The sequence below is a fragment of the Arthrobacter sp. zg-Y179 genome, assembly GCF_020907345.1.
Lineage (GTDB): Bacteria > Actinomycetota > Actinomycetes > Actinomycetales > Micrococcaceae > Arthrobacter_B > Arthrobacter_B jinronghuae.
In genome coordinates this window covers 40,199-63,114 of the sequence record NZ_JAJJOB010000005.1, presented here as the reverse complement: position 1 = coordinate 63,114, position 22,916 = coordinate 40,199, and the positions used below count along the sequence as shown (strand labels likewise).

Below are 22,916 nucleotides of genomic sequence, written 5' to 3'. Positions count from 1 at the left end.
CGGCCCTCCCGTGTTTTTAAGCGCAGCCCCGGGAGCGCAGCCCAATGTCGCTGCGGCCGCACCGGCTGCAAACCCCTGATAGCCGCAACAATGATTGGCCCTATTTTTACAGCGGGTAGAGAATGGGTACTGTGCCAAAATCCGTCAAAACCCAGACCGACCGCCCCGCCGGCAGTTCGCGGCTTCCGCAGCACGGCAACGGGGGCGACCCAAGCTCTGCACGGGAGAGCAGCAGCGCTGTTCCCGCGGTGCGCACCGGCTGGCTTGCAGCTGCCGGCGCCCTCGTCTTCATCGCCCTGGCAGCGGCCATGCTTTTCACCGGTGCCGCCGGAGCGTCGCAGCTGGGAGACCCCGGATCGCTGACCCGCTGGGCACTCCCGGCGGCAAAGGCCGTGCAGAACATTTCCATGGCTGCCGTCATCGGCTCGCTGGTTTTTGCCGTGACGATCCTGCCCAAGAACCTCAACTTCCGACGCGTGCGGAAAAACGCGTCCGGCCGGACTGCACCGGCTGAACCCGAGCATCCGGCGTTCACCCGTGCACTGACCCTGACCTCGGTTGCCGCGGTCGCGTGGACCCTCTCCGCGCTGGCGGTGATGGTGTTCACCTACTCCGATGTTTCCGGGCTGCCGCTCAGCGCCGACTCCACCTACACGGCGGGCCTGGCGTCCTTCCTGACCGACTTTTCCACCGGACGGGCCTGGCTGGCAGTGAGCATCATCGCGGCCGTCGTCACCGCACTGTCCTTCGGTGTGCGGTCCCTCGGCATGCTGGCCTTCACATTGGTCCTTGCCGTCGGCGCACTGCTTCCCACTGCCCTGATCGGCCACTCCGCCGGCGGAGACGATCATGCTGCCGCGGTGAACTCGATCGGACTGCACCTGCTGGGCGTATGCCTGTGGATCGGCGGAATCATTGTCCTGGCCGTGGTATCCCGGCAGCTCGGCTCCATCACCGGCGTAGTACTTGCCCGGTTCTCTGCCCTCGCCGGCTTCGCCTTCGCGCTGGTGTTCCTCTCCGGCGTCGTCAATGCGTCCCTGCGGATCAATTCGCTGGACCAGCTGGGGACGCCGTGGGGCGGCCTCGTCCTCACCAAAGCCGGGCTCACGCTGCTTCTGGGTCTCCTGGGGCTGATGCACCGCAACTGGATCATTCCGCGTCTCGCCGGTTCCCACCCGTCCCGCACCCCGGTGCCTGGCGGCGCCGCAGCCCCCAACGGCGGTCTGTCGGCCCAACGGGTGCTCTGGCAGCTCATTGCCGTGGAACTGGCCGTCATGGGCGCCGTGTCCGGCGTGGCCGTGGCCCTGGGGCGCACCGCGCCGCCGCGTTCCGAAGAGCTTCCCCAGGATGCCTCACCGGCACGTATCCTTACCGGCTATGACCTCCCGCCGGAGCTGACCCCGGAACGCTACCTCACCGAGTGGCGGCCGGACTGGCTCTGGGTGGCTGTCATCCTGACCCTGGCCACGTCCTATCTGATCGGCGCGGTGCGGCTCCGCCGGCGGGGAGACAAATGGCCGGTCCGGCGTACGGCCTGCTGGCTGGTTGGCCTGCTGGCCCTCGGCTACATCACCTGCGGCGCACCGCAGATTTACGGCATGGTCCTGTTCAGCACGCACATGCTGGCACACATGGCCTTGACCATGGTGGTGCCGCTGTTCCTCGTGCTCGGTGCACCCGTCACCCTGGCACTCAAGGCACTGACGCCCCGCACCGACGGCACCCGCGGGATCCGGGAATGGATCCTCATCGGGGTGCATTCACGCTTCTCGAAGATCATCACCAACCCGGTCGTGGCCGCCGTGAACTTTGCCGGCTCCATCGTGGTCTTCTACTATTCGGACCTCTTCGGCCTGGCCCTGCGGGAGCACGTGGGGCACGAACTGATGGTGGTCCACTTCCTGCTGACCGGCTACATCTTCATCCTGACGATGATCGGGATCGATCCGCTGCCCGGCCGTGCGCCGTACCCGCTGCGCCTGGTGATCCTGCTCGCCACCATGGCCTTCCACGCCTTCTTCGGAGTGGCCGTGATGGGCGGAACGGCATTGATCCAGGCCTCCTACTTCGGGAACATGGGCCGGGAATGGGGACTGTCTGCCCTGGCGGACCAGCAGCTGGGCGGGTCATTGATGTGGGGCATCGGTGAAATCCCGACCCTGTTCGTGGCCATCGGGGTGGCTTATCAGTGGTCCAAGAGCGACGCCAGGGAAACCAAGCGGCTGGACCGCGCAGCAGAGCGGAATAATGACGCCGATCTGACTGCTTACAACAACATGTTTGCAAACCTGGCACAGCGTGATGCCGGGACCCCGGATCAAGGAGATCGTTAATGACTGAAACCGTGCGCGCCGGATACCGGGTGCGGGCCTCGGAGCTTGAGGGCCGCAACTGGCTGAACACCGGCGGCCGGCAGCTGAACCTGGAGGATCTCCGCGGCAAGATCGTGTTGCTGGATTTCTGGACTTTCTGCTGCATCAACTGCCTGCACGTGCTGGACGAGCTTCGGCCCCTGGAGGAAAAGTTCTCCGACGTGCTGGTCACGGTGGGAGTCCATTCCCCGAAGTTCGAGCACGAAGCGGACCCGGTGGCCCTGGCCGCCGCGGTGGAGCGCTACGAAATCCACCACCCCGTGCTGGACGATCCGGAGCTGCTCACCTGGCAGGCCTACACCGCCCGCGCCTGGCCCACCCTGGTGGTCCTGGACCCCGAGGGGTACATCGTGGCTCACCTGTCCGGTGAAGGGCACGCAGCGGGCCTGGAATCGCTTGTGGCAGAGCTCGTGGAGGAACACGAGGCCAAGGGGACGCTGCACCGCGGCGACGGTCCCTACGTGCCGGCAGAACCCACCGCCGGAGACCTGCGGTTCCCGGGAAAGGTGACCGCCCTGCCCGGCGGGACCTTCCTGGTTGCCGATACGGGCCACCACCGCCTCGTGGAGCTGGATGCGGACCTGGCGGGCGTCCGCCGGACCATCGGCGACGGCACCAAGGGGTGGCAGGACGGCGACGCCGGTACTGCACGCTTCAACGAACCCCAGGGCGTGGCCCTGCTGCCTGCCGACGTGGCGGAAAAGGCAGGGTACGACGTCGTTGTGGCGGACACGGTCAACCACCGCCTGCGCTCGGTGAACCTCGCTACGGGTGCCGTGCAGACCATCGCCGGCAACGGAGTGCAGCGGCTGCTGGACGCCGGGAACCAGACGAAGGCGGGTGCGGCATCCGCCGGATCCGGTGAAGCCGCCGGGGACAGCGCACCCTCCGATTCCTCCGATCTGCTGGGCGCCGACCCGCTGAACATTTCGCTGTCCTCACCGTGGGACCTGGTCTGGTCCTCGAAGCTGCAGCGGCTGGTTATCGCCATGGCCGGAACCCACCAGATCTTCAGCTTCGATCCGGTGACCGGGGCCGTGGCCGTCCTGGCCGGCACGGGACTGGAAGGCCTGCTCGACGGCGGAGCCTCCGCTGCCTGGTTCGCCCAGTCCTCCGGCCTCGCCGAAGACGGCGACGGCAACCTCTGGGTAGCCGATTCCGAAACTTCCGCTCTGCGCAGGCTGAACCTGGACGGCACCGGCGGAAGCGTCCAAGTGGAAACCGCCGTCGGCACCGGCCTGTTCGACTTTGGCTTCCGCGACGGTGATTCCTCCGTGGCCCGGCTGCAGCACCCGCTGGGCGTAGCGGTGCTGCCGGACGGTTCCGTGGCCGTTGCGGACACCTACAACGGTGCGGTGCGGCGCTACGATCCCGTGACGGGCACCGTCTCCACCCTTGCCCGCGGACTCTCCGAGCCTTCGGACGTGCTGGTGGACAACAGCGCCGCCGAACCGCTGCTGATTGTGGTCGAGTCCAACCGGCACCAGCTGGTCCGCCTGCCCATTCCGAAGGAAGCCCAGTCCGTGGATGAGGGCGCCCGGCAGACGCAGCGGCCGAAGACCGCGGTGGAAGCCGGTCCAATGTCCCTGACGGTGCGCTTTGCCGCCCCCAAGGGCCAGAAGCTGGATGACCGCTGGGGAGATCCCACGCAGCTGAAAATCTCCGCTTCCCCGGAGGGGCTGCTTGTTTCCGGCGGCGGCACGGCTACGGGCCTGAGCCGTGAGCTCGTGCTTTCCGACACGGTGACGGATGGAGTACTCCACATCACCGCCCGTGCCGCTGCCTGCGACGGGGAGCCGGGCGGGGAGATCCCTGACCACGCGGCCTGCCACATGTACCAGCAGGACTGGGGCATTCCCGTGGTGCTGCAGGCCGGCGGCGAGTCCGAGCTGGTCCTGGACCTGCGGGGACTGGACTGAGCACCGCTCTTCCCTGACCGGGCAGCCCGGACTGGATCTGCTTAACGACGCAGGCGGCGGCATGGATTTCCATGCCGCCGCCTGCGCTTTGTTGAGGGGCTGCTTAGTCGACCTGCGGGCTCAGCGTCACGTTTTCCCCGTCCACCCGGAGGGAGGCGTTGAATGTGAAGGACTCCTCGGCCACCAGCGGGCTCTTGTCGCCGCTGAAGAGATCGACCTGGGTGGCGGTGACCTGCGCCGTGCCGCTCAACGGGCTGAGCACCCAGGCGCCCTCCGCCTGCGTCAGTTCAACGTCCGGGTAGTCGGTGATGCTCCACCTGATCGGCTGGTCCACCCGGTTGTTGGTGAGGTGGTAGAACGGGCAGCCCGGAGGCGCCAGACGGTCGGCGGCCGTGCAGCCGTCGAGGAACTCACGGATACCGGCATCAATCTTGGAAACCAGTTCCTTGGTTGGCTCCGGCACGAGGGTGAGCTGCGGTTCGGCGTCGTCGGACACCACAATCTCCCGCTCCGAGGCGGCCAGGTACTGGCTGTCATAGGACGCCGCCACCCGCGAGCCAGGGAAGGCAGCGAACGTATTGGCACCGTCCGGGAGCGTTACCCGGACACCGTTGAGGGTCGCTTCCCGCAGCGCCGGAGCGGTGACCTGCACGGTCGGCAGCGTGGCCGGCACGAATTCCCAGGTGTCAAAGAAGAGCCAGTGTTTGCCGGTGTTTTCCAGCACGAACCTGGTTGTTCCCTCGGCCTCGCCGTAGGCGTAGTCCACCGCAATCTCGGCGCGGTTCCCGCCGATCTCCTCGGCGTCGCCGATTTCGCGCACCTGCTGCCCCTTCACTGAGGCACGGAGCGCTTCGCCGTCCAGCAGTGCGGCGTTGGCCTCGGGGACCTGCGCGTTGAGCATCCCCAGCGCCTGTTCGCCCTCGCCGTCTGCCAGCTTCTGCAGATAGCTATCGACTTGCTTCTCGGGGCCGTACGCCTTGGCGTTAACGAAGTAGATCACGACGACGGCGGCCGCGATGGTGAGCATGAGGGCAAGCAGCCAGGCGGCTACTGCCTTGATTACCGGTGATGTTCCCTGCACTGCTCTTACGTTACCTGCCCGGACGGACGAAGGCCGGATCGGTTTCCCGCTCCGGCCTTCGTGTCAGGTGCCCTGGGGAGGGCCGTACCCGTTTTCCTGCTGCTAGGACGCTGCCGCCGGGACGGCCTCGTGTGCAGCGGCGATCTCCTCGGCGCGGTTAGCGTTGGCTTCCTCGGTCAGCTCGGCACCGGCAGAGGCATCGCGTGTGAGGTTTTCACCGGTTTCCGGGTCGAAGAGGTGCACCTTGCGGGTGTCCAGCCACAGCTCGGCGTCGCGCCCGCCGCGGATCCGGCTGGCGGCGTCGAGCGTCACCACCACCTGCGGGCGCAGTTCGTCGGCATCCATGTCCCGGGCCAGGTTGTTCAGCAGCTCCCGCACCTCGGGCGTGGGATCGAAGTGGATGTACCCGTACTGCTCGTTGCCCAGCCACTCCGTGTGCGTGATCGGAGCCGTGAACGTGGAACCGTGCTGCAGCTTGCTCTCCTCCACCAGGGAGGCGTCCTCGAAGAACTCCGGGCGGATGCCCGCCAGGACAACCTGCTTTCCGGCCGCCTTGGCCGCCTTGTCCTCGGGGACGCGGATGTCGCCGACAGCGGTCTTCAGCACGCCGTTCTCCAGCGTTGCCGGCAGGAAGTTCATGGAAGGGGATCCAATGAAGCCGGCCACGAACAGGTTGATGGGCTGTTCGTAGAGCTCGCGCGGGGAGGCGACCTGCTGCAGGACGCCCTTCTTCAGCACCGCCACGCGGTCACCGAGCGTCATGGCCTCGGTCTGGTCGTGGGTGACGTAGACACTGGTGGTGGCCAGACGGCGCTGCATCTGCGCAATTTCCGCCCGCATCTGGCCGCGCAGCTTCGCATCCAGGTTTGAAAGCGGCTCATCGAAGAGGAACGCATCGGCCTGCCGGACGATGGCGCGGCCCATGGCCACCCGCTGCCGCTGGCCGCCCGAGAGGTTGGCCGGCTTGCGGTCCAGATGGTCGGTCAGTTCCAACGTGGCGGCTGCGTCGGTCACGAGCTTGCGGACCTGCTCGTCGTTGTACTTTCCCTTGTTCAGGCGCAGCGGGAACGCGATGTTCTCGTAGACCGTGAGATGCGGGTAGAGCGCATAGTTCTGGAACACCATCGCGAGGTTGCGGTCGCGGGGTGCCTTGTCATTGACGCGCTCTCCGTTGATGAGCAGGTCGCCGGAGGTGATGTCCTCCAGGCCTACGATCATGCGCAGCAGCGTGGATTTACCGCAGCCAGACGGGCCCACCAGGATGATGAACTCGCCGTCGGCAATGTCCAGGCTGACATCGTTGACGGCCGGAAAACCGTCGCCGTACTTCTTGACGAGGTGGTTGAGGGTGATAGATGCCATGGTTAGGGATCCTTTTCTTCAGTCCGGGTGCCGAGGGGAACTAGCCCTTGACGGCGCCCTGGGTTAGGCCGGAGACGATTTGGCGCTGGAACGCGAGCACCAGGACAACTACGGGAATGGTGACGATGATCGCCGCGGCGGAGATGGCGCCCGTGGGCTCCTCGAACTGTGAAGCGCCGGTGAAGAACGCCAGGGCTGCCGGAACCGGCCGCGCCGCCTCGGTGGAGGTCAGCGAAATGCCGTACACAAAGTCATTCCAGGCGATGAAGAACGCAATGATCGCGGTGGTGAAGACGCCCGGTGCAGCGAGCGGAACAATGGCCTTCCGGAACGCCTGCCATGTGGTGGCGCCGTCAACCTGGGCTGCCTGCTCCAGCTCCCACGGGATCTGCCGGAAGAATGCCGCCAGGGTCCAGATGGAGATCGGCAGGGTAAGGGACAGGTAGGGGATGATGAGGCCCGGCCACGTGTCGTAGAGCCCGATGTTGCGCCAGAGGTTGAACAGCGGGGTCACGATGGAGATCACCGGGAAGATCGAGACACCCAGTGCCGTGGTCAGCACTAGTTTCTTGCCCGGGAAGTCCAGGCGGGCAATGGCGTAGGCGCACAGGGTGGCCAGGACGACGGCGATGAAGGTGGCGATCAGGCAGATACCGATGGAGTTGCGCAGGCTGCTCAGGAACAGCCCCTGCGCGTCGCCGACCAGGATCTGCTCGTAGTTGCTCCATGACCAGTTGGTCGGGAGGAAGGTCCCCGACGTCAGGTCGCTGGGCAACTTGAACGAGGTGGCCAGGATCGACGCCACCGGGAACAGTGCGTAGAGGACGACCAGTATCGAAACAATGGTCCAAACGGTCCGCCGTTTGGCAGGTGAGGACTTCACTTATTTACCCCCTCGTGCGCCGGAAAGGTCCACTTTGAACAGTTTGATGGCGATGAAACAGATGATGATGACGCAGATGAACAGCAGGACCGACACGGCCGAGCCCATGCCGATTTCCAGGCGGGTAATCGAGGTCCGGTAGGCCAGCAGCGACAGCACCTCGGTGCCGTACGCGCCGTTGGTCATGATGTACACGTTGTCGAAGATGCGGAAGGCGTCCAGTGCCCGGAACAGGACGGCGACCATGATGGCGGCCTTCATGTTCGGGATGATCACCTTGGACATCCGCTGCCACCAGGAAGCGCCGTCGACCTCTGCCGCTTCGGTCAGCTCGCCGGGAACCTGGGCCAGGCCCGCCAGCAGCAGCAGGGAGATGAACGGGGTGGTCTTCCAGATTTCCGAGGCCATGATGACGGACAGTGCCGTCCAGGTGTCGGCGAACCAGTTCAGGTCCGAATCGATACCGGGCACCCAGTTGAACCAGCTGTTGATGTACCCGGAGTTGATGTCGAAGGCATAGAACCAGGCGAAGGCGGAAACCACGGTGATGATGCCGTACGGCACGAGGATCGCGGTGCGCAGCCACCCACGGACGGCCTTCAGCGCGCTGTTCATCACCAGGGCCAGGGCAAAGCCGAGGATCAGCTCAATGACGACGGTGATGACCGTGATCAGCACCGTGACACCCAGGTCCCGCCAGAACAGGCCGTCCGAAAGGATGGTGGCGTAATTGCCCAGTCCCACGAACTCCCGGTCCGCCGGAGCGGTCAGGCGGTACTTGAACAGCGATTCCCAGAGCGCCAGGAGGATCGGATAGGCGGTGACCGCCAGCATGATGATGAAGGCGGGCCCGGCCAGCCAGAACCCGAGCCGCCGCTCCGCTTTGGCACGGTCGCTGAGGGGCTGTTTGTTCGGAGTGGGCTTGGCCGGGGCTTCCCGGACCGCTTCAACGGAAGTACTCACAGCAGTTTCTCCCCTCTAAGGACTTCGAGAATGAATTCCTGGCTCTCGGCCGGGGTGGTATCGGGGTTGACATCGCTCGGCGGAGTCCAGGTCTGCTGGATGCCGGTGGAGATCTCGTTGTAGTACGGGGTCTGCGGCCGCGGCACGGCCAGTTCCAGCGAGTCCCGGATGACCGGCGCCATCGGGAATGTCTCTTCGATCCCCGGAGCGTTGTAGGCCTCTTCGTTCGACGGCGGGTTGCCGTTGGTGGTGAAGTACTGCGCCTGGTTCTCGGGCGAGACGATGCATTCGATGGCCTCGAACGCCAGATCAGGGTGCTGGCTGTTGGAACCCACCCCGAGGTTGATGCCGCCCAGCGGGGGAGCAGTGTCCTCGCCCTCGTTCATGGCCGGATACAGGGCCCAGCCAATGTCCTCGATTAGGGACTCAGGCAGCGCGCCTTCCTCGACCGATGCATTGGTGGCCGGCCAGACGAACGGGTAGTTGACCATGAACGATCCCTCGTCGCCCTGGAACTGGATCATGGACGTGTTTTCCGTCTGCGTGGGCAGCCCGGGACCGCCCAGGCCTTCCTTGCCGATCGTGGAGACAACCTCCGCCGCCTGCTTTCCGGCCTCGGAATCGAGTCCCAACCGGAGCTCGTCCGCCGGTGCGTCGGGGTTCTCCACAATTTCACCGCCGGCCGACGCCACCAGGGCGTTGACCCACACGGTCATGGACTCGGCTCGTGCGCCCTGCACGCCGATGTACTTGTCCTGGCTCTGCGCGGCATCGATGATCTTGTCCCAGGTCACCGGCTGGGTCATGTCAAGACCTGCGGCCTGTGCAACGGATTTGCGGTACCAGAGGATCTGCGTGTTGGCCCAGAACGGAACGGCCACCACTTCGTCTTTCCACTTGGCTCCCGCGAGGGCGCCTTCCAGCACACCCTCGGTGGTCCGCTCCGCGACGTCGTCCGGGACGGGCGCCAGGTAGCCCGGTTCCGCGTACTCGGGAACGTTGGGCGGATCCAGGCTCATGATGTCCATGCTTTTGTCCCCGGCCGCGAGGCGCCTGGCCAGCTGTTCGCGCTGGGAGGCGGCATCGTTTGGCAGCAGGGAGGTCTCGATGGTGTAGGCGCCCCCGGAGGCGTCGCTGCACTGTTTCGCGAGTTCGGCCTGCCCGCCCGCATCCGGGTTGATGTACCAGGTCAATGTGGGTGCTGCGCCCTCATCGGTTCCGCAGCCGGTCAGGAGAGTCGCGCCCAGGGCCAGAGCAACGCCGGCAGCAGCCCGTGCCCCTTTCCGGGTACGCCCCCAGTATCTTGCGTCCTTTGGCATCGGTACTGTGCCTCCACCTCGTCGTAAGCGTCCCCTGCCGCATTGCATGAGACGGACCGCACACTAAGCGGCCTTCGCTTTGACCATATGCCTTGAACGTAATTTATGCCACAACCATGCCGGTCAAACCGGGTGTTGCCTCAGGTCAGCAGGGCAGCGGCCAGGACCAACACGGGAAGCGAGGCAATGGTGGTGAGCAGCACGGTGTCCTTGGCTACCAGCACGCCTTCTTCGTAGCGGGCAGCGGCTACGAAAACATTCTGTGCAGTGGGAAGGGCTGCGGTGACGACGACGGCGAAAAGCAGGTGTCCTTCCATCCCAAGGATGAAGCGGGCCAGCAGGAAAGCCAGCAGCGGCTGGACCAGGAGCTTGAAGGCAGAGGCGAGGACGACGTCGGCCCGCCTGCCGCCGTCGGCGTTCAGGGGCCGTGACCCCACCAGTGAAAGCCCGAAGGCAAGCAGCATGGCGGGGACCGCTGCACCGCCGATCAGTGACACCGGTTCATGGATGATTTCGGGCAGCTGTGTGCCGGTGGCAGCCAACAGCAGGCCGATCAGGGAGCCGACGATTATCGGGTTGCGGACCACCTGCACGGCAAAAACCCGAACTGAGGTCCGCCGGCCGCTGGTGGCCGAATCCATCATCATCAGGAACAACGGGGTGAAGAATGCGAGCTGGAAAATCAGCACGGGCGCGATATAGGCAGCGTCCCCGAGGACGTACACGCAGATGGGCAGCCCAAGATTGGCGGCATTGACCAGGGACGAGGACATGGCCGAAATAAGCATTTCCGGCAATGGGCGGCGCAGCCACCAGCGGGTAACGAGCACATAGAGGACCGCCGTGGCTCCGGCGCTGGCGGCGGCCACCAGCAGTGGAAACGAGAAGACCGTGGGCAGGTCGGCATCGCTGAGGGTAATGAGCAGCAGCGCCGGCGAAGCAACGAAGAACGCCAGGCGGCTCAGTACGCTCTGGGCGTTTTCCCCCAGTACGCCGAGCCGGCCGATGGCGTACCCGGTGAGGATGATGATCCAGACAACGGCGAATCCGGTGAGTACCCCCAGCACCGGATGCTGCTATCTGGCTTGGGCTGCGGCGCCCGGGTTGCCGGCCATGACCTGGGTGTTGTCCAGGGCCAGCGGGGGACGCTCGGTGCCTTCCGTCACGGCCTCGGCCGGGTCGGTGCCCAGCTCCAGGATGCGGTTGGCGGAATCAACATGGACAACCGTCGGCACAAAGGAGCGGGCCTCTTCGGTGGTCATATCTGCGTAAGTGATGAGGATGACCGTGTCGCCCACGTGCACCAGGTGGGCGGCTGCACCGTTGATGCCCAGCACCCCCGAGCCCCGCTCGCCGGCGATGGTGTACGTCTCCAGCCGGGCGCCGTTGTCGACGTCGACGATCGAGACGAGCTCGCCGGGCAGGATGTCCGCGGCTTCGAGGAGGTCAAGGTCAACCGTCACGGACCCCACGTAGTGCAGGTCGGCATGGGTCACCGTGGCGCGGTGGATTTTGGACTTAAACATTTTCCGGTTCATCGCGGACAAGTCTACGCCGATTACCCCGGACTTTGAGCAGGGGGTTGACACGCTGACAGCGAAAGTGCATGCGGTGTTGCAGGGGGAGGGGGTGTGGAGCCTTGCTCCGAAATGGAGCGGGCGACGGGAATCGAACCCGCGTATCAAGCTTGGGAAGCTAGCGCTCTACCATTGAGCTACGCCCGCAGTGTCCGGAAGGAATCCGGCACAGCTCCTAACTTTACATGGAACCTGCCGGTTGCCTAATTCGTTTGCGGGTCCTCGCCGGGTTCGGAATCGGCGCCGGCCCGTGCCCGCTCCACGAGTTCACGCCACCTGCCCTTGACCTGCCGTTCCGGGATGGTGACGGCGGTGGGGCCCACTGAGATCTCGTACATGAACCGGTCCGGTTCGCTGTCCGGGGCCTCGGGCGGATCGCTGAGGAGCGGCAGCCACCGCTCCTGTGCCTCTTCGGAGCTCACCTGCGTGCTCCAGGTGCGCTGCATGCCCGCAAAGCCGCCGCTGCGCACTACAACCAGTCTCATACCAAGACGTTAACCTCTTTCCACGCTGCCTGCACAGCAGTACTTTCCTCCGTCCCCGCCCCGTACCTTTTTTCCGCTGCGGTGAGCGTGGCGGCGGCAAAGACGGCGAAGGTGGCGTCGGCGGGAAAATTGCGCTCGGTGATGGTGTCGTACCAGACTTGGCCGGCGCGTTCCCAGGCATACCCGCCCAGGGCCTCAGCCACCAGGTAGAAAGCGCGGTTGGGGATTCCGGAGTTGATGTGAACACCGCCGTTGTCCGCCGCCGTCTTCACGAAGTCCGCCATGGACCCCGGCTGCGGATCCTTGCCAAGCACGTCGTCGTCGTACGCAGTGCCCGGCGCCTTCAAGGACCGCAGGGCCCGCCCCTGCACCAGGTCCGTGAACAGGCCTTCGCCAACCAGCCAGCTCGCCTGGTCCGCTGTTTGTCCCAGCAGTTTCTGCTCGACCAGTACGCCGAAAACATCCGCTATTGATTCGTTGAGCGCCCCGGCCTGGTCGCGGTAGTCCAGCTGCGCGGTGTACTGGATGATGCCGTGGGCCAGCTCGTGGCCGATCACGGTGAGGGACTTGCTGAAGCGTTCAAACACCTCGCCGTCGCCGTCGCCGAGCACCATTCGGGAGCCGTCCCAGAAGGCGTTGTCGTAGGCACGTCCATAGTGGACGGTGGCCTCCAATGCCCGCCCCGCGCCGTCGAGCGAGGAACGTCCGTAGGCATCGCTGAAGAGGCGGTACGTGGCGCCGAGCCCGGCATAGGTTTCGTCCACGGCTGGGTCGCCCGTGTCCGGCTGGCCCTCGGACCGCACTACCGTGCCCGGCAGTTCCTCCAGGCCCAGGGCATCGGAGATAGTGCGGCGCAGGGACGGGGTGAACGCCGTGCCTGATCCCCGGGACGGCGCAGAATGAGGCGCCAGGCGCGCCGATTCCACGCCGTCGATCCCGGTCAAGGCACGACGGGCCGACTTCGCCGCTGTTGCCTTTGCAGGGTCTTCGGCGGCGGCCAGGCGGGCAAGCAGATACGGCGGAACGATGGAACAGATCGAAGAAGCAACGCTTGAGTTGGTCACGGTACAGCCCTCCCTCTGTTGTGAGGTTCCCCAGCGTAGGCCCCGGCACTGACACTGCAAGCGCTAGGCCTGCAAAAACGGCATCAAATGGCCATAACGCAACCTAACCGGCTGTTTTCGACCCTTCCGCGGTCGGATCAACCCTGTTCGGGACCGGTAGGCTCCTGTGCCTGCGCGGCGGTCTTTTCGTACGCCTCGACTAGTGAAGCCACGACGTCCGGGCCGATCTCCAGCCCTACTTCGTGTCCCGGGTTCACGGACATGCCGTATCCCGGGGCGATGCTGCGGATGGTGGCTTCGCCGCTGGCCTTGATGACCACGGGTGCTGCTTCGCGCAGCTGCGCGGGGATGCGGTCCGGGGAGGTGAAGGTGGCGGCCACGGAGTAGTCGGCGTCCGGGGCCTTCAGGACCACGGCCTGGAAGGTGGAGGGATCGCCGTCCTTCGTCAGGCGTCCCACGCTGAGCAGTTCCGACGTCCAGATGACGGACACGACCTCGCGGTTGGTGATCCGGCCCTCGCGGCCGGCGGTGATGGCTTCTTCAAGCGCCGCGCCGGGTGCTTCGACGTCGTCGTTGGCCAGCGGCATTGTCGGGATCTCGGGGGTGTTGTCCGGTTCCATGGGGGCTCCTTCTCAGGGCTCGGTGCCAAAACCCCAAGTCTGGCATATCGAGCGGATACCGTGGTGGGCATGAGTCCGAACGAGAACACCCGCAGCCTCGAAGCAGGCATTGAGCGGGACTTCAGCGACAAGATGAGCTACGGGTCCTACCTTGCCCTGGATGAACTGCTCTCCGCGCAGCATCCGGTGAGCAGCCCCGAGCACCACGACGAGATGCTCTTCATCATCCAGCACCAGACCTCGGAACTGTGGTTGAAGCTCGTCCTGCACGAGTTGCTCGCCGTGCGGGCGCGGCTGGCGGCGGATGACCTGCGTTCGGCCATGAAGGGAATTGCCCGGATCAAGCACATCCAGCGCTCGCTGACCGAACAGTGGTCCGTGCTGGCAACACTGACCCCGTCCGAGTACTCCGAATTCCGCGATGACCTGGGCGCCTCGAGCGGCTTCCAGTCTTACCAGTACCGTGCCGTGGAGTTCCTGCTGGGCAATAAGAACGAGGCAATGATTGCCGTGTTCGCGGCAGACCCTGCCGCTCAGGAGCTGCTGTCCGGCCTGCTTTCCCGGACCAGCATCTACGACGAGTTCATCCGCTATCTTGCCCGGCGCGGCTACGCGGTGGCGCCGGAACTCCTGGACCGCGACGTGACGCAGGCCCATGTGTATAACGAGTCACTGCTCGCGGTCTACAAGTACGTCTACGAAAACCCCGCCGGGAACTGGGACGTCTACGAGGCCTGCGAAGAACTGGTGGACCTCGAGGACAATTTCCAGCTGTGGCGTTTCCGACACTTGAAAACCGTGGAACGCACCATCGGCATGAAGCGGGGCACGGGCGGTTCCAGCGGTGCCGGCTTCCTGCGGCGTGCCCTCGAACTGACGTTCTTCCCCGAGCTCTATGCGGTGCGGACGGAAATCGGCCGCTAGGGGCATGCGCTATTTTTGAAGAGTGCTGATTTCTGACCGCGACATCCGAGCCGAGATTGCCGACAACCGGATTGCCCTGGACCCCTATGACCCCGCAATGGTCCAGCCTTCCAGCGTCGATGTTCGCATCGACCGCTTCTTCCGGCTATTCGACAACCACAAGTACGCCCACATCGATCCCTCGCAGGATCAACCCGAGCTGACCCGCCTGGTGGAAGTGGCTCCGGACGAGCCGTTCATCCTCCACCCCGGAGAGTTTGTCCTGGGTTCGACCTACGAGCAGGTCACCCTGCCGGACGATATTGCCGCGCGGCTGGAGGGCAAGTCTTCGCTGGGCCGCCTTGGTCTGCTGACGCACTCCACAGCAGGCTTCATTGACCCCGGTTTCTCCGGCCACGTCACGCTCGAGCTTTCCAACATGGCAACGCTGCCTATCAAGCTGTGGCCCGGCTCCAAGATCGGCCAGCTGTGCTTCTTCCGGCTCAGCTCCCCGGCGGAGCACGCGTACGGCTCCGGCCGTTACGGCAACCGGTACCAGGGGCAGCGGGGCCCGACGGCGTCGCGCAGCCACCTGAACTTCCACCGCACGGATGTCACTGCCAGTGATGCCTCGAATGACGAGGACACGGCGGGCGTCAGCGCCTCCTAGGGCCCGGCGGGACTGTCCGGCTGGAGGGCCTGGCGGAGGCGGCTTTAATATTCCAAGCAAGCTCTGCGAGCGAAGGAATTTCGTTGCCGCCGGAGCCAGGCCCATAGGCCGGACCCATAGCCCTTAGTCCTTATCGACGGGCGGAGCGGTCCGCGCGGCGGGGGAGCGGACCGGGAGCAGGACCAGCAGGCCCGCCAGCAGCACGGCCATAATGCCGATAATGCCGTACCGCTGGCTGCCGAAGATCGCGATGCAGGCCGAGAACAGGGCGGGGGCCAGGAAACTGACCGCCCGCCCGGTGGTGGCATACAGGCCGAACAGCTCGCCTTCCTTGCCCTCCGGGGCCAGCCTGGCCAGGAACGCCCGGGACGCGGACTGGGCCGGGCCGACGAACAGGCACAGCAGCAGGCCGAAGATCCAGAACGTGGTGTCGCCGGTCCACTGCAGTCCAAACATGTCCTGGTCACCCGGACCCAGCACCACGATGGCCGTGCCGGCAAGGATCAGTCCGATCAGCGAACCGACGATCACGGCCTTGGGGCCGGAACGGTCATCGAGGAAGCCGCCGACCACGGACCCGGCGGCGGCCACCACGTTGCCGAAGATGGCGAACATAATCACCTCTGACAGTTCCCAGTCGAAAGTGCCGGCCGCGATAACGCCGCCGAAGGTGAACACAGCCGCCAGACCGTCCCGGAAGACGGCGCTGGCGAGAAGGAAGTAAATGGTGTGCGGGTCGGTCCGGAAGAGGGCCTTGATGCGCTGGAACAGGAGCTTGTAGGACGCAAGGATCCCCAGCCGTGCCACTGCGTCCTGCCGGGGGACCTCGGGCACGGTGAACATCAGCGGCAGGGCGAACAGCAGGAACCAGACGGCGGAAAACAGCGCAACGGCCCGGATGTTCAGTCCGTCTTCGGAAGTGACACCGAACCAGCCGACGTCGGGCTGCACAAAGCCCACGAGCACCAGCGCCAGGGCGGCGATTCCGCCTACGTAGCCCATCGCCCAGCCCAGGCCGCTGATTTTTCCGACCGTCGCCGGTGTGGAAATCTGGCTAAGCATGGCGTTGTAGTTCACGCCCGCGAACTCGAAGAACAGGTTCGCCACGGCGATCAGGGCCACGCCCAGGATCAGGAACTCGGGGGCGGGGAAAACAAACCAGCACGCCGCGACCAGGGCGCAGGTCAGCAGGGTGTTGACGGTGAGCCATGTGCGGCGGCGCCCACCCGCGTCCGACCGTTGGCCGGTGACCGGCGCGAGGACGGCCACCGCAACACCGGCAATGGCGAGGCCGGCGCCAAGGACGGCGGAGTTCTCGTCCTTGTCCCCGAAATCACCGGACGTCAGATAGACAGTGAACACAAAGGTGGTCATCACCGCATTAAAGGAAGCGGACCCCCAGTCCCAGGCAGCCCAGGCCGCCACCTGCTTCCAGCGGGCAGGTGCGGCGGCGCCCGGCGCCGGGACACCCCGAGGCGTTTTTTGTGTGCTGAGACTCATGCCGCTGAGCCTAGCGGCTGCCGCGGCCGGGGACGGTATTCAACGCCTAAAACGCCGGTGGCCGGTTTCTTCGCCGAACCGCCCGAATAGGAGGGCGGACGTATGCCATGCGTAGAATGTACATACGACCTTGACCACCCCCCTTGATAACTGCAGCCAAAATCAGGCTGAAACATCGACAAAAGAGCCCGGGAGATCATAGTGCTGTTTGTGCTCACCGTTTTATTTGCGGTGGCATTGGTTGCGCCCTTGGTGTTCCGCAGGATCGGTCGGTCTGCGTTCTACATCCTCGCCGCCTTCCCGGCCGCTGCGTTCGTTTGGCTGATGGCCACCTTCCCCCGGTACACCGGTGCGGACCAGACGCTGGCCTCCGGCGCACCGAACGCGCCGCCGTCGGTCACCATTGCCTGGATTCCCGAGCTCCGGGTGGAACTGGCCTTCCGGATGGACACCCTTGCGGCTGTGCTTTCCATCCTGATCCTGGGAGTGGGTGCCCTGGTCCTCTTCTACTGCGCCCGGTACTTCCGGCCGAATGACCCGAAGATGGGCAGCTTCGGCGCCCAGCTGCTGGCGTTCGCCGCCGCCATGTTCGGTTTGGTTACGGCAGATGACCTCATCCTGCTGTTCATCTTCTGGGAACTGACCACCATCCTTTCCTACCTGCTGATCGGGTACTCGGCGCACCGGCTCTCGGCCCGCCGTGCGGCGCTGCAGGCATTGATCGTCACGACCTTCGGCGGCCTGGCGATGCTGGTCGGCATGATCATCCTCGGCACCGCCGCCGGGACGTACCGGATCTCGGAGATCCTGGCGCAGGCGCCGGAACTGGTGAACGCCGGGACGCTGGTCAATGTTGCCATCGCCCTGCTGCTGGTCGGTGCCGTCTCGAAATCCGCGCTCGTGCCCTTCCACTTCTGGCTGCCCGCCGCCATGGCCGCTCCCACCCCGGTCAGTGCCTACCTGCATGCCGCCGCCATGGTGAAGGCCGGCATCTACCTCATCGCCCGGCTGGCCCCCGGCTTCTCCGAGACGCTGCTGTGGCACCCCATCGTGCTGGTCCTGGGCCTGGCCACCATGCTGCTGGGCGGCTGGCGCGCACTGCGTCAGTACGACATCAAACTGATCCTCGCCTACGGCACGGTCAGCCAGCTCGGCTTCCTTACCCTGGTGGTGGGCCTGGGCAGCCGGGAAGCTGCAGTCGCCGGGATGGGCCTGCTCCTGGCGCACGGCTTCTTCAAGGCGACCCTGTTCCTGGTGGTCGGGATCATCGACCACCAGGCCGGTACCCGGGACATCCGCAAACTCTCGGGAATCTTCCGTGCCGCACCGAAACTGGCCGTCGTCGCGGTCATCGGTGCAGCATCCATGGCTGGTGTGCCGCCACTGCTGGGCTTCGTGGCCAAGGAATCGGTCTACGAGACCTTTGTGCATTACGGCGAGCAGCAGGGCACCATCGCCGCCTGGCTCCTGCTTGCCGGCGTGGTGACCGGTTCCATCCTCACCTTTGCCTACAGCGCCCGCTTCATCTGGGGCGCCTTCGCAGTCAAGGAAGGCTACACACCCACTCCGTTCAAGGCGGTGTCCTGGTCCTTCCTTGCAGCTCCGGCGATCCTGGCCGGTGTCACCGTAGTGTTCGGGCTCTGGCCGGCACCGATTGATTCTGCGATTGCGTCCTACGCGGACCTCTTCCCGGCCGAAGGCAAGCCCACCCACCTGGCCCTCTGGCACGGCCTGACCCCGGCGCTGGGCCTGACCGTGCTCACCCTCGGCATCGGCGTGGTCCTGTTCCTGCTGGCCCGGCAGGTCGAGGACCTCCAGCGGGAAGTCGCCTTCCCGGTCGACGCCGAACGGTCCTACCGCGGCGGCATCGGGGTGCTCGACGACGTCGCCGTGTGGGTCACCGGCCGCACGCAGCGCGGTTCGCTGCTGTTCTACCTGTTCGTCATCCTGACCATGGCGATCCTGACGCCGCTGATGGCTCTGATCCTGCGGTCCGCGCCCCTGCCGCAGGACTTCCGCTGGTTCGATACCCCGCTGCAGGCCGTAATCGGCGCGGCGGTGGTCCTGGGCGCCGTTGCAGCGGCCCGCGCCACCAAGCGTTTCCTGGCCGTACTGATGGTTTCCGTCAGCGGTTACGGCATTGCCCTGATCTTTGCGCTGCAGGGGGCCCCGGACCTCGCCCTGACCCAGATGCTCGTCGAAACCATAGTCCTGGTGGCGTTCGTGCTGGCCCTGCGGTCCCTGCCGGCCAGGTTGTGGAAGCGCGAACCCAAGCGCCACCGCTTCCTGCGCGCCCTGCTGGGCATCGCCTTCGGCGCCAGCATGATGGTGTTCGCCATGACTGCCATGGCGTCCCGGGTCGCCACCCCGGTATCCCTCGACTTCCCGGAGCTGGCCTACAACGGCGGCGGCGGATCCAACATCGTCAACGTGACGCTGGTCGACATCCGCGCCTGGGACACGTTCGGTGAAATCACGGTGCTGGCCATCGCGGCCACCGGCCTTGCCTCCCTGATCTTCGTCCGCGGACGCGGCGACAAGCGGCGCCGGGCGGAGGGAGTGGCCAGCGGTTCAGTGGACCGGGGCCGCGAGCAGTTTGCCCCCACCGGGCGCCGTCAGGCTACCCTCGCGCTGGCCCGCAAATTCTCCAGCGTTGGCCGTGACGCCTGGCTGGTGGCCGGCCGGACGCTTGCGCCCGAGCGTCGGTCCATCATCTTCGAAGTCGTTACCCGGCTGCTTTTCCATTCCGTCATCCTGTTCTCGGTCTACCTGCTGATCGCCGGACACAACCTGCCCGGCGGCGGGTTCGCCGGCGGGCTGATGGCCGGACTCGCGCTGACCATCCGCTACCTTGCCGGCGGCCGCTTTGAGTTGGCCGAAGCCAGTCCGGTCAGTGCCGGCACGCTGCTGGGCGGCGGCTTGGGCGTGATTGCGCTGTCCGCTGCGGCACCGCTGTTCTTCGGCGGGCAGATCCTGCAGACCGCGATACTCAAATTCACCTGGCCGGTCTTCGGGGAGGTCAAGTTCGTCACCTCCACGATCTTCGACATCGGCGTCTACCTGGTGGTGGTGGGGCTGGTGCTGGATGTCCTGCGCAGCCTGGGCTCGGAGATCGATGAGCGCAGCGAGGCCGACGCCGATGATGACGACGACGAAAGCATTGTGGAGGAACCGGAAATCATTGACGTTGCCATCCGTTCCGACGTCGATGCCGACGCCGGCTCCCGCCCCGAAGAGGAAGAGGTGGCACGGTGACTGTGAACCTCACCCTCCTGCTCGTGATGGGGTGCCTGTACGCGGCCGGCATCTACCTGCTGCTTGAGCGGAGCCTGACCCGGGTGGTGCTTGGCCTGGCCATGCTCAGCAATGCCACGAATATTCTGCTGCTCGCCACCGGCGGAGCCGCGGGGCTCGCGCCGATCTTCAACAAGGACATCGCGGCGGATGCGTATAACGATCCGCTGCCGCAGGCCTTCATCCTGACCTCGATCGTGATTTCCTTCTCGGTCACCGCCTTTATGCTCGGCATCATTTACCGGTCCTGGGTACTGGGCCGGCAGGACGAGGTCCAAGACGACATTGAGGACCGGCGCGTGGCCAGCCAGAGCAGCTTCGATGCCGAAGATGATGCAGACGTCCCGGAGGACACCACGGAATTCACTCCGCCGGAGGAAGCCGAAGAGGCTCCCGGCTCCCAGCGCGGCAACACACAAAACGAACCGGAGGTGAACCGATGAACACAGCCAGCCTTGCACCGCTGGCGGTGGTGCTCCCGGTTTTCGGTGCCGCCCTCGCGTTCATCCTGATCCGCCACCAGCGCTCCCAGCGCGTGGTGAGCATCAGCATCCTCAGCTTCACCCTGATCCTGGAAGTCATCCTGCTTGGCTCAGTCTGGGAGACCGGCGCGCAGGCCGTGAACCTGGGCGCCTGGCTTCCGCCGTTCGGCATCACCATGGTGGTGGATCAGTTCTCCGCACTGATGCTGGTGGTCTCTTCGGCGATCAGCCTCTCCGTGCTGATCTACGCTGCTGGCCAGGGCATGGCCGACGGCGACGAAGACGGACCCATTTCGATCTTCCACCCGACCTACCTGATCCTGGTGGCAGGCGTTTCCAACGCCTTCCTCGCCGGGGACCTGTTCAACCTGTACGTGGGCTTCGAGATCCTGCTGACCGCCAGCTATGTCCTGATGACCCTCGGCGGGACTACGCCGCGCATCCGCGCCGGCGTGACCTACGTGGTGGTGAGCGTGGTGTCCTCGCTGCTGTTCCTGATTGCGATTGCCATGATCTATGCCGCCACCGGCACGGTGAACATGGCAGACCTGGCGCTAAAGCTCGGCGAGCTGGATCCCGCGACCCAGCTGATGCTGCACCTGATGCTGCTGGTGGCGTTCGGCATCAAGGCTGCAATCTTCCCCTTGTCCTTCTGGCTGCCGGACTCCTATCCCACCGCGCCGGCCCCGGTCACCGCTGTGTTCGCCGGCCTGCTGACCAAGGTGGGTGTTTACGCCATGGTCCGCACCGAGACCCTGCTCTTCCCCGGGGACCGGATCAACACACTGCTGATGGTGGTGGCGGGGCTGACCATGCTGGTGGGCATCCTGGGCGCCCTGGCGCAGACCGACATTAAACGTATGCTCTCGTTCACCCTGGTCAGCCACATCGGCTACATGGTGTTCGGCCTGGCGATTGCCTCCGTGGTGGGCATCGGCTCCACCGTGTTCTACGTGGTGCACCACATTACGGTGCAGACTTCGCTGTTCCTGGTGACGGGCCTGATTGAACGCCGCGGCGGAACCGCTAACATGGACCGGCTCGGCGGGCTGGCGCGGCTGTCGCCGCTGCTGGCCGTGCTGTACTTCATTCCGGCCATCAACCTGGCCGGCATTCCGCCGTTCTCCGGTTTCCTGGGCAAGCTCGGCCTGATGCAGGCCGGCGTGGAACTGGGCACCCCGCTGGCGTATGTCCTGGTCGGTGCGGGCGCCGCCACCAGCCTGCTGACCCTGCTGGTGATGGCACGGGTGTGGAACCGTGCCTTCTGGCGTACCCCCGAGGATGCCGTGCATCCGGACCCCATCCTGCTGGCCACCAGCACCGACGGGTCCAGCCTGCGCAGCTCCGAGCATGTCATCGAGCATGCCACGGGGCGGTTCTCCGGCAAGGAATCCGTCGATCTGCTGCCTCGGACCATGGTTTATCCGACGGTGGGCCTGGTCGCACTCGGTGTCGCCCTGACCGTGGCAGCCGGGCCGCTGTTTTCACTCAGTGACGGCGCCGCGCGGGACCTGTTGGACCGCACGCCGTACATTGAAGCGGTACTGGGCGAAGGGGCAGCGCAATGACCAAGGAAGCACGCATGCGCAGCCGGTCCCGCGTTCCGCTGCTGCAGGAGCTGCCCCTGCTGATCTGGCTGGTGTTCCTTTGGGGAGCCCTGTGGCAGGACTTCAGCGCCGGGAACCTGGTTTTCGGAACGGTGATCGCCTTCTTCGTGGCGAATATCTTCTACCTCCCGCCCGTGGAACTCAGCGGCAGGTTCAACCCGCTCTACGCGCTGCTCTTCGCGGGGCGCTTCCTCTACAAGCTGGTGCAGGCCAGCTTCCACGTGTTCTGGCTGGCGGTGGCCCGTGGGCCGCGGATCCGCAACGGGGTGATCGGGGTGAAACTGCGCAGCCGCTCGGACCTGCTGGTCACGGCCACCGGCCACGTGCTCTCCCTGATCCCCGGCTCGTTGATTGTCGACGTCGACCGTTCCACCTCGACTCTCTACCTGCATGCGCTGAACGTGTCCACGGCGGAACAGGCCGAGAGAGTGCGGGCAGATGCCCTGGACGCCGAGGCCTGGCTGATCCGCACCCTGGGAACGAAAGAGGAGCTGGCCGCCCTGCGCGCCGAAACCGCTGAAACACGGAAACGAAAGATTGGAGGCCGGGCATGATGAGCGCAGCTGTGGTGGCAGTGTCCGTCATGCTGGCAGTGGCCGGCGCCGGTGCCATTTACCGGATTGCCCGCGGTCCCTCGATCCTGGACCGGGTGCTGGCCTCGGACGTGCTGCTGGCCATTGTGGGTGCGGCCCTGATCACGGACATGATTGTTTACCGCAACCTGGACTACCTGGCCCTGGTGGTCGCTATCTCCCTGATCGGCTTCATCGGGTCCGTGACGGTTGCCCGCTTCGTAACGGACAGGCGGTAGCACC

Annotated in this window: 20 protein-coding genes and 1 tRNA gene; 9 read left to right on the top strand and 12 right to left on the bottom strand. The window is 65.4% G+C overall.

All coding sequences use genetic code 11. The features are described 5' to 3' along the window. Positions 1–122 precede the first annotated feature (122 nt). Positions 123–2,333: a cytochrome c oxidase assembly protein gene (locus tag LOC56_RS03415; RefSeq protein WP_442860060.1), complete on the top strand. Its 2,211-nt coding sequence runs from the start codon at positions 123–125 to the stop codon at positions 2,331–2,333. Then, complete coding sequence (locus tag LOC56_RS03410; protein ID WP_229950489.1) at positions 2,333–4,291, top strand: NHL domain-containing thioredoxin family protein; 1,959 nt, start codon at positions 2,333–2,335, stop codon at positions 4,289–4,291. The genes LOC56_RS03415 and LOC56_RS03410 overlap by 1 nt, the downstream gene beginning before the upstream one ends. Positions 4,292–4,394: 103 nt before the next feature. Here LOC56_RS03410 and LOC56_RS03405 read toward each other — a convergent pair whose 3' ends face one another. From LOC56_RS03405 to LOC56_RS03355, 11 genes are all read right to left on the bottom strand, one after another. Then, positions 4,395–5,372 carry a hypothetical protein gene (locus tag LOC56_RS03405; protein ID WP_229950487.1) on the bottom strand — a complete coding sequence of 326 codons (978 nt, stop codon included), beginning with the start codon at positions 5,370–5,372 and terminating at the stop codon, positions 4,395–4,397. Positions 5,373–5,474: 102 nt separating this feature from the next. After that, entirely contained in the window at positions 5,475–6,734 is a 1,260-nt protein-coding gene (locus tag LOC56_RS03400; RefSeq protein WP_229950485.1) for an ABC transporter ATP-binding protein, read from the bottom strand. Between the two features lie 40 nt (positions 6,735–6,774). Further along, positions 6,775–7,617, bottom strand: coding sequence for a carbohydrate ABC transporter permease (locus LOC56_RS03395; RefSeq protein ID WP_229950482.1), 843 nt, complete (start codon positions 7,615–7,617; stop codon positions 6,775–6,777). Next, entirely contained in the window at positions 7,618–8,580 is a 963-nt protein-coding gene (locus LOC56_RS03390; RefSeq protein WP_229950481.1) for a carbohydrate ABC transporter permease, read from the bottom strand. Then, a complete protein-coding gene (locus LOC56_RS03385) occupies positions 8,577–9,899 on the bottom strand; it encodes an extracellular solute-binding protein (protein WP_229950479.1) in 1,323 nt (440 codons plus the stop codon). The genes LOC56_RS03390 and LOC56_RS03385 overlap by 4 nt, the downstream gene beginning before the upstream one ends. Before the next feature lie 140 nt (positions 9,900–10,039). Beyond that, positions 10,040–10,966 (bottom strand): AEC family transporter, encoded by a 927-nt coding sequence (locus LOC56_RS03380; protein WP_229950477.1) that lies wholly within the window; start codon positions 10,964–10,966, stop codon positions 10,040–10,042. Between the two features lie 9 nt (positions 10,967–10,975). After that, positions 10,976–11,437: an aspartate 1-decarboxylase gene (gene panD / locus LOC56_RS03375; protein ID WP_229950475.1), complete on the bottom strand. Its 462-nt coding sequence runs from the start codon at positions 11,435–11,437 to the stop codon at positions 10,976–10,978. A 112-nt stretch (positions 11,438–11,549) separates the two neighbouring features. After that, positions 11,550–11,623: transfer RNA gene (locus tag LOC56_RS03370), tRNA-Gly, on the bottom strand. 56 nt (positions 11,624–11,679) lie between these two features. Continuing rightward, the gene (locus LOC56_RS03365) at positions 11,680–11,961 is read right to left on the bottom strand and encodes a protealysin inhibitor emfourin (RefSeq protein WP_229950472.1); all 282 of its coding nucleotides are present in this window, start codon (positions 11,959–11,961) and stop codon (positions 11,680–11,682) included. Continuing rightward, entirely contained in the window at positions 11,958–13,025 is a 1,068-nt protein-coding gene (locus LOC56_RS03360; protein ID WP_229950470.1) for a M4 family metallopeptidase, read from the bottom strand. Before LOC56_RS03360 ends, LOC56_RS03365 begins: the two co-directional genes overlap by 4 nt. 137 nt (positions 13,026–13,162) lie before the next feature. Further along, positions 13,163–13,645: an SseB family protein gene (locus LOC56_RS03355; RefSeq protein ID WP_229950468.1), complete on the bottom strand. Its 483-nt coding sequence runs from the start codon at positions 13,643–13,645 to the stop codon at positions 13,163–13,165. A 69-nt stretch (positions 13,646–13,714) separates the two neighbouring features. On the opposite strand from LOC56_RS03355, the gene LOC56_RS03350 reads away from it, so the two are divergent. Both LOC56_RS03350 and dcd read left to right on the top strand, forming a co-directional pair. Beyond that, entirely contained in the window at positions 13,715–14,569 is an 855-nt protein-coding gene (locus tag LOC56_RS03350; protein ID WP_229950467.1) for a tryptophan 2,3-dioxygenase, read from the top strand. A gap of 22 nt (positions 14,570–14,591) precedes the next feature. Next, the gene (dcd, locus tag LOC56_RS03345; protein ID WP_229950465.1) at positions 14,592–15,218 is read left to right on the top strand and encodes a dCTP deaminase; all 627 of its coding nucleotides are present in this window, start codon (positions 14,592–14,594) and stop codon (positions 15,216–15,218) included. 123 nt (positions 15,219–15,341) lie between these two features. On the opposite strand, the gene LOC56_RS03340 is transcribed toward dcd, so the two are convergent. Further along, positions 15,342–16,718: an MFS transporter gene (locus tag LOC56_RS03340; protein WP_229950463.1), complete on the bottom strand. Its 1,377-nt coding sequence runs from the start codon at positions 16,716–16,718 to the stop codon at positions 15,342–15,344. A 201-nt stretch (positions 16,719–16,919) separates the two neighbouring features. On the opposite strand from LOC56_RS03340, the gene LOC56_RS03335 reads away from it, so the two are divergent. Genes LOC56_RS03335 through LOC56_RS03315 form a run of 5 tightly spaced genes read left to right on the top strand, consistent with a single transcriptional unit; the run spans position 16,920 to position 22,912 of the window. Beyond that, positions 16,920–19,973 (top strand): Na+/H+ antiporter subunit A, encoded by a 3,054-nt coding sequence (locus LOC56_RS03335; RefSeq protein ID WP_229950462.1) that lies wholly within the window; start codon positions 16,920–16,922, stop codon positions 19,971–19,973. Further along, complete coding sequence (locus tag LOC56_RS03330) at positions 19,970–20,455, top strand: Na(+)/H(+) antiporter subunit C (protein ID WP_229950460.1); 486 nt, start codon at positions 19,970–19,972, stop codon at positions 20,453–20,455. Before LOC56_RS03335 ends, LOC56_RS03330 begins: the two co-directional genes overlap by 4 nt. Then, positions 20,452–22,062, top strand: coding sequence for a Na+/H+ antiporter subunit D (locus LOC56_RS03325; protein ID WP_229950458.1), 1,611 nt, complete (start codon positions 20,452–20,454; stop codon positions 22,060–22,062). The genes LOC56_RS03330 and LOC56_RS03325 overlap by 4 nt, the downstream gene beginning before the upstream one ends. Continuing rightward, positions 22,059–22,655, top strand: a complete 597-nt coding sequence (locus LOC56_RS03320; RefSeq protein WP_229950457.1) for a Na+/H+ antiporter subunit E — start codon at positions 22,059–22,061, stop codon at positions 22,653–22,655. Before LOC56_RS03325 ends, LOC56_RS03320 begins: the two co-directional genes overlap by 4 nt. Next, a complete protein-coding gene (locus LOC56_RS03315) occupies positions 22,652–22,912 on the top strand; it encodes a monovalent cation/H+ antiporter complex subunit F (RefSeq protein WP_227919225.1) in 261 nt (86 codons plus the stop codon). The genes LOC56_RS03320 and LOC56_RS03315 overlap by 4 nt, the downstream gene beginning before the upstream one ends. Positions 22,913–22,916 lie beyond the last annotated feature (4 nt).